Below are 12,140 nucleotides of genomic sequence, written 5' to 3'. Positions count from 1 at the left end.
GCTAAGTGATACACCGGGGCGGTGAACCTTATCCCCCCCTTCCCGGTCGATACCTGCATTCCCCGGCCAGACTCGACGGCGTTACGTTGTCGGCTGCCCTGTTTGACCTTTTGGAGAAACGCCCGTGATATCGACCCTGCATGTAGCCAGACTCAAAGCCTGGGGCGCCCACGGCTTTACCGCCACCGGCGTCGTGCTGGCCTTTCTGGCCACGCTTGCGCTGCTGGAAAACTCACCCAAGGCTTGCCTGCTCTGGCTGGGCCTGGCACTGGTAGTCGATGGCGTAGACGGCTCCCTGGCCCGACGAGTGAACGTCAGCACGGTATTGCCAAGCTTCGATGGCTCGGTGCTGGACCTGGTGATTGATTACCTGACGTATGTGTTTATTCCGGCGTTGTTCATCTACCGCTATATCGACCTGCCCGACTTCACTCATCTGTTCACAGTGTCGGTGATTTTGGTGTCGTCGCTGTTCTGCTTCTGCAATGTGAACATGAAGAGCAAGGACAACTACTTCGTCGGCTTCCCCGCCGCCTGGAACGTGGTTGCCCTGTGCGTGTACATCATCCAGCCGGACGCCTGGGTCACCTTGCTGACGGTGATTGGCCTGGCGCTGCTGACCGTGACGCCGATGAAGTTTTTGCACCCGTTCCGGGTCAAGCGCTTTATGCCGATCAACATTGCCGTGACCACGATCTGGTTGCTGTGCAGCTTTTTGATGGTGGTGGACTACCCGAATACCAACCCATGGACGTTCGGGTTGTGGTCGCTGATGTCGGCGTATTTCCTCGGCATTTGTGTGTGGCGCACAGCGCTGGAGTGGCTGGACAAGCGTCACGGTTGATCGCGGTTAAACCTGTGGGAGCGGGCTTGCTCGCGAAAGCGGTGGATCAGTCATAGATATATTGACTGACCATGCCGCCTTCGCGATCAAGCCCGCTCCCACATTTGGCTCTCTGTTGTCTGACAGGTAAGATGCGGGCCTTCGGTGCAGCCCCTTCGCTGTGCCCTGCCAATAATAAGCCCTGCCCATGCCCTTCGAACTCAGCGTCGACCTCACCACCCTCGCCATCCTGGCCATCGTGGCCTTTATCGCCGGCTTCATCGATGCCATCGCCGGCGGCGGCGGGCTGCTCACCACGCCCGCCCTGCTGACCGCCGGCATGCCGCCCCACCTGGTGCTGGGCACCAATAAACTCAGTTCCACCTTCGGCTCGGCCACCGCCAGCTTCACCTTCTACCGGCGCAAACTTTTTCATCCCCGCCAGTGGGTGCATGCCATCGTCGGCACGTTGATCGGCGCGCTGGCCGGTGCGGTCGTCGCGCATTACCTGCCGGCCGAAACCCTGAACAAAATGCTCCCGGTGATCGTATTCGGCTGCGGTGTGTACCTGCTGTTTGGCGGTACGCCCAAGGCGCCGCTGGATGCCGACGCGCCGATCAAGAAGAAGTGGCAATCCACCCAGGGCTTTGGCCTGGGCTTCTACGACGGCGTGGCCGGCCCCGGCACCGGCGCGTTCTGGACGGTCAGCACGATGCTGCTGCACCCCATCGACCTGGTAAAGGCCAGCGGCGTAGCGCGCAGCATGAACTTCGTCAGCAACGCGGCGGCGCTGTCGGTGTTCATCTTCAACGGCTCGGTGGACTGGATCGTCGGCCTGGCGATGGGCTTTTCGGTAATGTGCGGCGCGTTCTTTGGCGCACGCAGCGCGATCAGCGGCGGCGCCAAATTCATTCGCCCGGTGTTTATCACCGTGGTCCTCGGCCTGACCGTGCGTCTAGCCTGGCAACACTGGTTCAGCGTGGCCTAAACGACGCGCCAGGTAGAGGTCGATCAGGTAACGCGCAATCGAACGTGACGCCGGCAGCGGCGGCAGGTCGTGGATGTTGAACCATTGCGCGTCCTCGATCTCGTCAGCTTGGGGCACGATGTCGCCACCGGCATATTCGGCATGGAAGCCGAGCATCATCGAATGCGGGAACGGCCAGCATTGGCTGCCCATGTACTGGATATTCTTGACCTCCACCTGCACTTCCTCGCGCACCTCGCGGATCAGGCAGTCTTCGGCCGACTCACCCGGCTCGGCGAACCCGGCCAGGGTGCTGTAGACGCCCGTGACAAAACGCGGCGAACGCGCCAGCAGAATCTCGTCGCCTCGGGTCACCAGCACAATCATGCTCGGCGAAATGCGCGGGTAACTGCGCAGGTCGCAGGCCGGGCAATGCATCGCACGCTCACGCGGCACCTGGACCATGGCCTGGCCGCAGCTGCCGCAAAACCGGTGCTCGCGCGCCCAGGTGCCGATCTGCGCGGCGTAGCCGAGCACTTTGTACAACGTGTGATCGCCCTGCAGCATGAACGCGCGCAAACCTTGCCAGCTGCAGCCTGGCACGTCACTCGCCGAGTTCAGTTCCAGCAAGTACACCGGCTCACCGTCGAGGTGGCCGATGCCGTGTTCGGCGAACACCGACAGGTCCTGGCGCTTGAGCCATTCGCGCGGGAACAGCGGGCCGTTGGTGTCATGCAAAAAGCCTTCGCGGCTGCGGGCGACCGCCCAGCCACCGGGGGCGTCGTTGTCCAGCAGCGTTGTGGTAATCCAGCCTGGGGTCATGTCGGTCAATCCACGAATTCGGGTTTCTGCTTACTCATATGGGCCGCGATGGCCACGCGCAGGTCGTTGGATTGCAACATAGCCGAGTTCCAGGTGGCAACGTATTCCAAACCATCATTGACCGTGTGGTCACGCATGTAGCTGATCATCGCCTTGGTGCCGGTCACGGCAATCGGCGACTTGGCGGCGATTTGCTGGGCGATGTCCATGACGCCGGCCAACAGGCTTGCATAGTCCGCATACACGCGATTGACAAGGCCGATGCTGCGCGCTTCCTCAGCACCGAACTGGCGGCCGGTGTAAGCCAGTTCACGCAGCATGCCGTCGCCGACAATGCGCGGCAGGCGCTGCAAGGTGCCCACGTCGGCGGCCATGCCGATGTCGATTTCCTTGATCGAGAACTGCGCGTCTTCAGCGGCGTAACGCATGTCGCAGGCACTGATCAAGTCGATGGCGCCGCCGATGCAATAGCCGTGGATCGCCGCCAGTACCGGTTTGCGGCAATGGTCGACGGCGTTGAACGAGGCTTGCAGCTCGAGGATTTTGCGGCGCAACAAGCGCGCATTGCGGCCCACGTCCTTGCCGAATTCGTTGGCCACCGAGGCCAGCAGCATCAGGTCGATGCCGGAAGAAAAATGCTTGCCGGCGCCGCTGAGTACCACGGCGCGCACGGCGTCGGTGTCCTCGACCCACTGGAAGATGTCGATGATTTCGGTCCAGAACGCGGCGTTCATTGCGTTGATCTTTTCCGGGCGGTTGATCTGCACATGGGCAACGTTGCCGGTGAGTTCGACGACGAAAGCTTGGTATTCGGACATGGCAGTGATCCCTGACTGGCGAGTGATAAGGGCCGAACTATAACAAGGGAGCGCGGCGGCGCATCGGCCAAAAACGGGACTGGCAAACGTAATGAAATGTTGTGGGGCCGCGGTTCATGGCCTGCCGATACATTTCACCCGGGAACGCGACTTTATCGGCTATACAATCTGGGCCACTTCTGGAGCCGTCTATGCCGACCACGTTTCGCTCATCGTTGATTCTGGCCCTGGTGGTCGTGCTGACTGGCATCGGCGCCGGGCTTGGCGGGATGCTCCTGGCGTTGCTGCTGCACGGCATCCAGCACCTGGCGTACGGGTACAGCCTCGACAGCCTGGTCAGCCATGAAACCTTTCTGTGGGGCGTGACCGCCGCCGCGCCACAGCGTCGGTTACTGGTCTTGGTCATTTGCGGCCTCGTTGCGGGTGTGGGCTGGTGGGCGATTTATCGCTACGGCCGCCCGCTGGTGAGCATCAAGCAGGCGGTTGGCGAAAAGATGCCGATCATGCCGCCCAAGACCACCCTCGCCCACGCCATCCTGCAAATCATCACCGTGGCCCTCGGCTCGCCGCTGGGGCGTGAAGTGGCGCCGCGTGAAGTCGGCGCACTGGCGGCGACATGGTTATCGCAGCGTGCGCGACTGGAACCGTCGATGCATCGGCTGATCGTAGCCTGCGGCGCGGGTGCGGGCCTGGCGGCGGTGTACAACGTGCCGTTGGGCGGCGCGGTGTTTGTGCTGGAAGTGCTGGTCGGCGCATTCAGCTGGCCAGCAGCGGTGATTGCGCTGGCAACGTCGGCGATTGGGGCCGCGGTGGCGTGGATCGGCCTTGGCGCAGAGTCGCAATACGTGGTGCCGCATTTTCTGCTGAGCCCGGCGTTGATCGCCTGGGCCGTGGTGTGTGGCCCGGTGTTTGGCGTGGCGGCCTACGCTTTCAGCCGCGTTACCGGCGCCGCCAGGGCGAACGCCGCGCGCGGCTGGCGTTTGCCGGAGCTGGCGTTGATCAACTTTACCCTCATCGGTGGGTTGGCCATGCTGCTGCCGCAGATCCTCGGCAACGGCAAGGGCCCGGCGCAACTGGGTTTCGACAATGAGCTGACAATCGGCCTGGCCGCCATCCTGCTGCTGGTCAAAGTGCTGATCACGACCAGCAGCCTGCGCGCCGGGGCCGAAGGCGGGCTGCTGACCCCGGCCCTGGCCAATGGCGCGTTGCTGGCGATCATCCTCGGCGGCGCCTGGAGCCTGGCGTGGCCCGGCGTGCCGCTGGGCGCGTTTGCGATCATCGGCGCAGCGGCGTTCCTGGCGGCGAGCATGAGCATGCCGCTGACGGCGATTGTGCTGGTGGCGGAATTTACCCGGATCGACCATGACTTTCTGGTGCCGATCATCCTGGCGGTGGTCGGCTCGATGTGCGTGAGCAAACTGCTTGTGCGCTGGGAAAACGCTGGAAAAAAGCCGGCCTAAGCGCCATCCTTCGCGCTTTAAGCCGCCCCGCAGCGGCGCTCGACGCTCAAAGGAATTGCCATGCACGCCCAACCCCTCGCCCCCGCCGATTTCGAATTCATCGACGAAACCCTGCTCAAGTACGGTGACGATCACTCGGTGCTGAACCTGGCCGAACTCGACGGCTACTTCACTGCGCTGGTCTCAAGCCCGGCACAAGTGGACGTCGCTGAGTGGTTTCCGGCGATCTGGGGTGGGCAGAACCCGGACTGGGAAAGTGTGGAAGAGGCCCAACGTTTTCTCGAACTGTGCGTGCGCCATATGAATACCCTGGCCGCGCAGTTGGCAACCGACGCGCAAGGCTTCAAGGCTCGCTTTGATGACACGGAGCATCAGGGCCACGTCGTCACCCTGGCGGAGGAATGGTGCTTTGGCTATATCCGTGGCGCCGCGATCGGCCACTGGCCCGAATTGCCCGCCGAACTGGCCGGGCAACTGGAGAAAATTTCCTGGTGCGCCGAGCAGGACAACTTCGAATTGCCGGCGGACCTGGATGTAAACGCCCATCAACAGCGGGTCAGCGCAATCGAACCGGCTGCGCGGGCGCTACATGATTACTGGTTGAGCAAACGCTGAGCCGGGCTTATTTGAAGTCCAGGTCAAACGCCTGATAGAACGCGTTGCCGGTGTTGGCCACGATCCACATCAACACCACCACGTGGCGGCCTTTTTTGCCCTTGGGCAAGGTCACCTGGTGCTCGACCCTGGCTTTCATTTCGTCGGCGTGCTGGTAATACGGCACCTGGGTGTAGAAGTCTTCAAAGAATGGTTTTGCCTCAAGCTGGGCGCGGCTGATGCGCTGCTTGGGGTCCCAGCCATCCTTGGTGATGAGCCAGCGATAACCCCGGGTGACGTGGGCAGCGGTGTATTGCCACTGCACCTTGAACACCTGGCCGGCCTCGACATTGAGCAATGGCCAAGTGAACGGGGTGTTGAGCTTTTTGCTCATCTCCTCATCGGTGAAGTTGACGCAATCGCGCTCATCGGTTTTGCCGCCGCTCAGGATGTGCCCGTCGGCCGGCGGCGTGACGCTTTGATCATCGGTTTGATAAGGCGCAGGGAAAGGCCCGGCGGTGAGTGCCGGGAAGTTCTTGCCGCCTTCCATTTCGTTGACCTGCCAGTTGCCCAGCAGCCCACGCTCTACGGCCACCGAGCCTCGGCTGGCGGGGGTCACGACACGGCCGTGCCTAAGTTGCGTCTGAGGTTTGTTCATTTCATTCACTCCTTGATTGAAAGCGCCCCGTCATGGGGCGTGCCTCGAACTTACCGTGGTGGGTTTTATTGTCCAATCGATGCTTCTTTCGGAACATTCGTACAGCGACGCCGTTTCGCGGCGTAAAGGCCGTTGTCCTGCAACGCAAGGGTTGGTTGTCCTACCCGGCTGAGGGCAGTAAGGCTAGACGCCCTGTCCGCGAGTTGATCACGCCGTAATACGCGCCGTACAACGATCCCTGCTCGACAAGCGTGGCGTGTTTGGCTGATTATTCGGGTCCGCCCGTCGGCCACTCCACACCACCTTGCCTTGATCAGGAGCCTTGTACCTTGAGTTCGCAGAAAACCGTGACCGTGACACCGCCCAATTTCCCCCTGAACGGCAAGGTCGCTCCTCCCGGCTCCAAATCCATTACCAACCGCGCCCTGTTGCTGGCGGCGCTGGCCAAGGGCACCAGCCGTTTGAGCGGCGCGCTGAAAAGCGATGACACCCGCCACATGTCGGTGGCCCTGCGCCAGATGGGCGTGACCGTCGATGAGCCGGATGACACCACCTTCGTGGTCACAGGCTCCGGCAAACTGCAATTGCCCGCGCAGCCGTTGTTCCTCGGCAATGCCGGCACCGCCATGCGGTTTCTCACGGCGGCCGTGGCAACGGTCGAAGGCACCGTGGTGCTGGACGGCGACGACTACATGCAAAAACGCCCGATCGGCCCGCTGCTGGCCACCCTTGGCCAGAATGGCATCCGCGTCGACAGCCCCACGGGTTGCCCGCCGGTGACCGTGCACGGCGTGGGCAAGGTCCAGGCCAAACGCTTTGAAATCGACGGCGGTTTGTCCAGCCAGTATGTGTCGGCCTTGCTCATGCTTGCCGCCTGCGGCGAAGCGCCGATTGAAGTGGCGCTGACCGGCAAGGACATCGGCGCCCGTGGCTACGTGGACCTGACCCTGGACTGCATGCGTGCCTTTGGCGCACAGGTCGAAGTGGTCGACGACACCACCTGGCGCGTCGCCCCCACCGGCTACACCGCCCATGACTACCTGATCGAACCCGATGCCTCCGCTGCAACGTACCTGTGGGCCGCTGAAGTGTTGACCGGCGGGCGCATCGACATCGGCGTGGCGGCGCAGGACTTCACCCAGCCGGACGCCAAGGCCCAGGCCGTGATCGCCCAGTTCCCGAACATGCAGGCCAACGTGGTCGGCTCGCAGATGCAGGACGCGATCCCGACCCTGGCAGTCTTGGCCGCGTTCAATAACACCCCGGTGCGCTTCACTGAACTGGCCAACCTGCGCGTGAAGGAATGTGACCGGGTGCAGGCGCTGCACGATGGCCTCAACGAAATTCGCCCAGGCCTGGCCACCATCGAAGGCGATGACCTGCTGGTCGCCAGCGACCCTGCACTGGCCGGCACCACGTGCAACGCGCTGATCGACACCCATGCCGACCACCGCATTGCCATGTGCTTTGCGCTGGCCGGGCTGAAGGTCGCGGGAATCCGCATTCAAGACCCGGACTGCGTGGCCAAGACCTACCCTGAGTACTGGAAGGCCTTGGGCAGTCTTGGGGTTGCACTGAGCTACTGAAGCAGCAGCGCCGGAATGGGGAGGGAATGCACATGACGATTCGCCCGCCCTGCCCACCCGGCGCCTGCGTCTGCGACCGTGAGCAACTGCTGCAAGCGCCCGACGCCGACGTGCGCATTCTTCACCTGACACGCCAGGAAGAAAAACGCCTGCTCGAGCGCCTCGAAGACCTCAAAAGCCTGCAAGACCTGGAACACATGCAACAGCGGATGTACGAGCAATTGGGCATCCGCGTACACGTCGCACCGGGCCACACAGAGGTCAAGAGCATGCGCGGGATTCAGATCGTCATCGACGACCTGCCGGGCATGTGTCGCAAGACCCGGCAATCAATTCCCGCAGCGATTCGTCGCGGCATGGAAAAACGCCCGGAGATTGCCTACCGCTTGCTCGATGCCCACGACCTGTTTCGCGAAGGCTGAATCACCCGGCCACGGTTTCGTCCTCAAACAGGCCCTGCCCCACGACCTTCGCCGCCTGTAAATGCGCTTGCGCACCGCCGCTCTCGGATTCCAACAGCAGCGCGGACGTCACCACCTGAGCACCGCAATAATCAAAAATCCCGTAGTCAATTTGCGTACGCATCGCCTGGGTGTACCCATGGCGGTCAAACGCACTGTGATCCGCCGCGCCGAGGGCCAGCAGGTGCACCTGCAAGTGCCGCAGTTTCTTCACCACCGGCGTATCGGGACCGTAGTCGATGGCCCAGCCGTTGACGAACACGCGGTCGATCCAGCCTTTGAGCAAGGCTGGCAGCGACCACCAATAAATCGGGAAGGCGATAACCAGCGCGTCGGCGCGGTCGATGCGTGCTTGTTCAGCGAGGATGTCGGCCGGTGGCGTGGCACGGGTGCGGTGCACACGGTGGTCGGCAGCGGTGTAGCGCGGGTCGAAACCTTCGGCGGCGAGGTCGGCGATCTCGAACGTGTGGCCAGCGGCAGTCAAGCCTGCAGCCACTTGCGCGGCGAGGCTGTGGGTGAGCGATTGCGGGTCGTGATGAGCAACAACGATCAGAGCGTGCATGACATTGACTCCCTTTGCGTTTAGGCTGGGCTAAACTACTTTTAGTAAGTTACTCCCTCAAGTTACTTTTGGTATATAAGCATGTCAAGCACTGAATCCACAGCTCCACGCCGGCGCCTTGCGCGCGAAGATCGCCTGCGCCAATTGCTCGATGTGGCCTGGCAACTGGTACGCGAGGAAGGCACCGAAGCGCTGACCCTGGGCCGTCTCGCGGAACTGGCGGGTGTCACTAAGCCGGTGGTCTATGACCATTTCGTCACCCGCGCAGGCTTGCTCGCCGCGCTGTACGAAGATTTCGACGGGCGTCAGAACCAGCTGTTTGCCCAAGCCCTCGACAGCAGTGGCGCGACACTCGATGATCGCGCGCAGGTGATCGCCACGTGCTATGTCGATTGTGTGTTGCTGCAGGGGCGGGAAATTCCGGGGGTCATTGCCGCGTTGAGCAGTTCGCCGGAACTGGAAACCCTCAAGCGCAAATACGAGGCGATCTTTCTCGACAAGTGCCGCGACGCCCTGGCGCCGTTTGCACCCGGCGCAACCGTGTCGCAAGCCGGCTTGCGGGCGATGCTCGGCGCGGCGGAGGCGTTGTCACAGGCGGCAGCCAGCGGCGAGATCAGTCGCGATGAGGCGCAGCAGGAGCTGCTCGCGACGATCCTGGGCATGGTCAATCGCAGCCGCGGGTAAATAATTATTCACGCCGCAGGAATAAAGCGTCGCGACGGGTGTTTACCTGAGTACGGCTTGTGAATACAGCACAAGGCCAGTACCTAAATCCAAAAACACCCAGGAGCTCGTCATGCTGAAAAAACTCTCCCTCGCTGCTGCCGTCCTGATTGCCTGTGCGGCTTCCACGGCCTTCGCCGCTCCAGCCAACGTGGCCGACAGCGCCAAGGGCAAAGTGCTGGTGGACAGCAAGGGGATGACCCTTTACACCTTCGCTAAAGACAGCGCAGGCAAATCGGCGTGCAACGGCCAATGCCTGGCCAACTGGCCCGCGTTCACTGCCCAGGCCACCGCGAAAGATGCCGACGGCTACAGCGTGATCACCCGCGATGACGGCAGCAAGCAATGGGCCTACAAAGGCCAGGCGCTGTACACCTGGGTCAAGGACAGCAAACCGGGCGACATCACCGGTGACGGCGTTGGCGGTAATTGGAACCTGGCCAAGCCATAAGGTGTGAGGCCAATGCAGCGTACCGGTGGCGAGGGAAAACGCCCTCGCCACCGGTTGGCCTTTTCACGCCAAGTGCTCATTCACATATAGTCGCACCTTGCGCGCCAGCTGATCGAGATGGCGGTCGCGTTGCTTCTCGGCATCCACCATGGCGCGCTTGCCGTGTTTTTGCAGCAGGTAGGTATGAATCTGCCGCACTTCCAGCGAGCGATAGATCGCCGCCACATCCAGCACGCCCATCAGGCCGTCAGTGCCGTAATCGCGCGTGTTCATCAGCACCTGCGTGTCGCGCGCACCGCGTACCTGAAAGCCCATGGCCGTGAACGCCGGGACCTTTTCCACGGCACACGCCAACTCGGCGTGGGGATAACGCGCCAGCACGTCCTGCATCATTGCGCGCGCCACACCCTGGCGCCGCCTACCCGCCTGCACTGCCATGAACGCGATACCGCAGGCTTGAGGGTCGTCTTTGACCGGCAGATAGAGGCAAAAGCCGACCAGCGTGTCCTCCTCCATCGCCACCACCAGTTCAACGGCGATGCCCTTCGAGCCATCCAGCGCTTGCAGGTACAGGTGCACCTCAAAGCCGGTGGTGTACTGGTAAATGTTGTAGAGCAGGTTGCTGGGCGGCAGCGCGACGCTGCTGATATCGGTGAGGTTATCCACCACCATCTGCAGGATCTGGCTGGTGATCGGCTCGGGGCACGGCGCGGTGTAGCGGGTAAGGCTGAACATGCAAATTCCTGGGGTTTCGCGTCAAGGCAGCGGCGATTGTACCTGCTGCTGCGCGTTTATTGCCCGCACAGCTCGCGTAAACAACCGCGCAACCCACGGTGGGCCAGGTCGGCATCCGGCCGCGGGTGTCAGCGCATGGCCACGGTAAACGACGCACGCGTCAGCGGCAGCGCAACGCGGTACAGCCCATCGCGCTGGTGGGCGGTGTAGCGTCCGGGCACGCGGGCGATCAGCCGGCACCTCGGCCCTGGGCGCAGTATTTGTCTGGGCCAGCCCGATATAACCCACGCAACCGCGCAAAGCGTGGCGAATGGCCTGCTCGTGACCTTTGCCGTGGCACTGGCGCCGATCATCCTCGCACGCCGCTTCGCCTGGCGCCGCCACAACGCCGTGAACGGCGCGCAGAACACCCGTTGAGGCAAAAAAACAAAAAAGGCGTTGCGCCAGACCGGGTTACATCGCGCATCATGGGCACTTTCAAGCTCAAGGGTAACGTCCATGCGCGTTCTGTCATTGATGATGGGTTTTACGACGCTGGCCGCCAGTCTGGCGTTCTGCGCCAGCGCGATGGCGAATGAAGAAAGTCAGTTGGTGCAACAGATCAACCAGTACCGCAGCCAGGTGCAGCGCTGCGGTGACCAGGGTTCACAGGAACTGCCACCGCTGGCCAGCGACACACGGCTGGTGCTGCCGGCCACCAATGTCGGCGATTTGCAGCAAGCGCTCGCGCGGGCTGCGTACCCGATGGTCAACGTGCAAGCCATCAGCCTGTCGGGGCCCAAGGATGCCCAGGCGGCCATGAAGGCGGTGCGGGAAAGTTTCTGCCGCGTAGTGCTGGACCCGCAATTTGTCGACATCGGCGTGAGCAACAGCGGCGAGGACTGGCGCATTGTGCTTGCCCGCCCCCTGCTCTCCAGTGGTTTGGGTGATTGGCAGACCGAAGGCCGGCAGTTGCTCAACCTGATCAACGCCGCCCGTGAACAGCCGCGCCAGTGCGGCACCCAGGCATTTGCCGCGACCACGCCCGTGTCGTGGAACGACGACCTGGCCAGCGCCGCCAACAGCCACACCCGCAATATGGCCAACGGCAACTTCTTCGACCACCTGGACCACGACGGCCGCACCCCGGGCGATCGCGCTGAACTGGCAGGCTATATCGCGAAAAACATCGGCGAGAACATTGCCGCCGGCCTCGACACGCCGCGCAAGGTGGTGGATGGCTGGCTCGCCAGCCCAGGGCACTGCGCCAACCTGATGAACCCGCAATTTCGCGAGTTGGGCGCCGCTTATGCAATGGACCCCAAGAGTGATGCGGGCATCTACTGGACCGGTTTATTCGGCACGCAATAGCGGTTGGGCAAGCGCCCAACCCGGCCCAAGCACACCTATTCAAATGGATAAGACATCAAAGTGCCATCTCATTGATAATTGCGCTGAACTGCTAACGATCAACCGTGTCTGTAGCTGGGTGCCATGAATG

Annotated in this window: 14 protein-coding genes; 9 read left to right on the top strand and 5 right to left on the bottom strand. The window is 62.4% G+C overall.

Going from position 1 to position 12,140, the window contains the following annotated elements; genetic code table 11:
• Window positions 1-124 precede the first annotated feature (124 nt).
• Window positions 125-844 carry a phosphatidylcholine synthase gene (pcsA, locus tag AACV02_RS21710; protein WP_106577916.1) on the top strand — a complete coding sequence of 240 codons (720 nt, stop codon included), beginning with the start codon at window positions 125-127 and terminating at the stop codon, window positions 842-844.
• Between the two features lie 187 nt (window positions 845-1,031).
• Complete coding sequence (locus AACV02_RS21705; RefSeq protein ID WP_119741946.1) at window positions 1,032-1,811, top strand: TSUP family transporter; 780 nt, start codon at window positions 1,032-1,034, stop codon at window positions 1,809-1,811.
• Here the strand turns inward: AACV02_RS21705 and nudC are convergent.
• Both nudC and AACV02_RS21695 read right to left on the bottom strand, forming a co-directional pair.
• Window positions 1,779-2,612 carry an NAD(+) diphosphatase gene (nudC, locus tag AACV02_RS21700; protein ID WP_119741944.1) on the bottom strand — a complete coding sequence of 278 codons (834 nt, stop codon included), beginning with the start codon at window positions 2,610-2,612 and terminating at the stop codon, window positions 1,779-1,781. The genes AACV02_RS21705 and nudC overlap by 33 nt on opposite strands.
• 5 nt (window positions 2,613-2,617) lie before the next feature.
• Window positions 2,618-3,430, bottom strand: coding sequence for a crotonase/enoyl-CoA hydratase family protein (locus AACV02_RS21695; protein WP_119741942.1), 813 nt, complete (start codon window positions 3,428-3,430; stop codon window positions 2,618-2,620).
• Window positions 3,431-3,621: 191 nt separating this feature from the next.
• On the opposite strand from AACV02_RS21695, the gene AACV02_RS21690 reads away from it, so the two are divergent.
• Both AACV02_RS21690 and AACV02_RS21685 read left to right on the top strand, forming a co-directional pair.
• Entirely contained in the window at window positions 3,622-4,890 is a 1,269-nt protein-coding gene (locus AACV02_RS21690; protein ID WP_119741939.1) for a chloride channel protein, read from the top strand.
• A 60-nt stretch (window positions 4,891-4,950) separates the two neighbouring features.
• Window positions 4,951-5,505: a UPF0149 family protein gene (locus tag AACV02_RS21685; protein ID WP_119741937.1), complete on the top strand. Its 555-nt coding sequence runs from the start codon at window positions 4,951-4,953 to the stop codon at window positions 5,503-5,505.
• A gap of 7 nt (window positions 5,506-5,512) precedes the next feature.
• On the opposite strand, the gene AACV02_RS21680 is transcribed toward AACV02_RS21685, so the two are convergent.
• Window positions 5,513-6,142 (bottom strand): lytic polysaccharide monooxygenase auxiliary activity family 9 protein, encoded by a 630-nt coding sequence (locus AACV02_RS21680; RefSeq protein ID WP_119741934.1) that lies wholly within the window; start codon window positions 6,140-6,142, stop codon window positions 5,513-5,515.
• Between the two features lie 329 nt (window positions 6,143-6,471).
• Here AACV02_RS21680 and AACV02_RS21675 point away from each other — a divergent pair, with 329 nt between their 5' ends.
• Together AACV02_RS21675 and AACV02_RS21670 are read left to right on the top strand one after the other, a co-directional pair.
• Window positions 6,472-7,728 (top strand): 3-phosphoshikimate 1-carboxyvinyltransferase, encoded by a 1,257-nt coding sequence (locus tag AACV02_RS21675; protein WP_119741932.1) that lies wholly within the window; start codon window positions 6,472-6,474, stop codon window positions 7,726-7,728.
• A 32-nt stretch (window positions 7,729-7,760) separates the two neighbouring features.
• Window positions 7,761-8,150: a hypothetical protein gene (locus AACV02_RS21670; RefSeq protein ID WP_106577908.1), complete on the top strand. Its 390-nt coding sequence runs from the start codon at window positions 7,761-7,763 to the stop codon at window positions 8,148-8,150.
• Between the two features lies 1 nt (window position 8,151).
• On the opposite strand, the gene AACV02_RS21665 is transcribed toward AACV02_RS21670, so the two are convergent.
• Window positions 8,152-8,751 (bottom strand): NAD(P)H-dependent oxidoreductase, encoded by a 600-nt coding sequence (locus AACV02_RS21665; protein WP_119741930.1) that lies wholly within the window; start codon window positions 8,749-8,751, stop codon window positions 8,152-8,154.
• Window positions 8,752-8,832: 81 nt separating this feature from the next.
• On the opposite strand from AACV02_RS21665, the gene AACV02_RS21660 reads away from it, so the two are divergent.
• Together AACV02_RS21660 and AACV02_RS21655 are read left to right on the top strand one after the other, a co-directional pair.
• Window positions 8,833-9,435, top strand: a complete 603-nt coding sequence (locus tag AACV02_RS21660; RefSeq protein WP_119741928.1) for a TetR/AcrR family transcriptional regulator — start codon at window positions 8,833-8,835, stop codon at window positions 9,433-9,435.
• 112 nt (window positions 9,436-9,547) lie between these two features.
• Window positions 9,548-9,925 carry a COG4315 family predicted lipoprotein gene (locus AACV02_RS21655; protein ID WP_119741926.1) on the top strand — a complete coding sequence of 126 codons (378 nt, stop codon included), beginning with the start codon at window positions 9,548-9,550 and terminating at the stop codon, window positions 9,923-9,925.
• Between the two features lie 63 nt (window positions 9,926-9,988).
• On the opposite strand, the gene AACV02_RS21650 is transcribed toward AACV02_RS21655, so the two are convergent.
• Window positions 9,989-10,660 (bottom strand): GNAT family N-acetyltransferase, encoded by a 672-nt coding sequence (locus AACV02_RS21650; protein WP_106577904.1) that lies wholly within the window; start codon window positions 10,658-10,660, stop codon window positions 9,989-9,991.
• Between the two features lie 498 nt (window positions 10,661-11,158).
• Here AACV02_RS21650 and AACV02_RS21640 point away from each other — a divergent pair, with 498 nt between their 5' ends.
• Complete coding sequence (locus AACV02_RS21640; protein WP_119741924.1) at window positions 11,159-12,010, top strand: CAP domain-containing protein; 852 nt, start codon at window positions 11,159-11,161, stop codon at window positions 12,008-12,010.
• Window positions 12,011-12,140 lie beyond the last annotated feature (130 nt).

This window comes from Pseudomonas sp. Larv2_ips, from assembly GCF_963879675.1.
Classification (GTDB): domain Bacteria; phylum Pseudomonadota; class Gammaproteobacteria; order Pseudomonadales; family Pseudomonadaceae; genus Aquipseudomonas.
This window is presented reverse-complemented; position numbering and strand designations above follow the sequence as displayed.